1 rRNA gene is annotated in these 450 nt (G+C 50.4%); it reads left to right on the forward strand.

Features of this window, described 5'->3' with window-relative positions:
* Window positions 1-450 (forward strand): 23S ribosomal RNA (locus D0817_RS24855); the annotation flags it as partial.

Raw genomic sequence — 450 nt, forward strand, 5'->3', positions numbered from 1 at the left:
ATTCCCAAAGTAGTGGCGAGCGAAATGGGAAGAGCCTGCACGTTTTAGCATGACGCATAGAAGAATCCCCTGGAAATGGGAGCCATAGACGGTGATAGCCCGGTATTCGAAATGCGATGTGTGGAACTAAGCGTGCGACAAGTAGGGCGGGACACGAGAAATCCTGTCTGAATATGGGGGGACCATCCTCCAAGGCTAAATACTCGTAATCGACCGATAGTGAACCAGTACCGTGAGGGAAAGGCGAAAAGAACCCCGGAAGGGGAGTGAAATAGATCCTGAAACCGTGTGCATACAAACAGTAGGAGCGGACTTGTTCCGTGACTGCGTACCTTTTGTATAATGGGTCAGCGACTTACATTCAGTGGCAAGGTTAACCATATAGGGAAGCCGTAGAGAAATCGAGTCCGAATAGGGCGACAGTCGCTGGGTGTAGACCCGAAACCAAGT

Origin of the sequence: Flavobacterium cupreum (assembly GCF_003996965.1) — a bacterium.
Lineage (GTDB): Bacteria > Bacteroidota > Bacteroidia > Flavobacteriales > Flavobacteriaceae > Flavobacterium > Flavobacterium cupreum.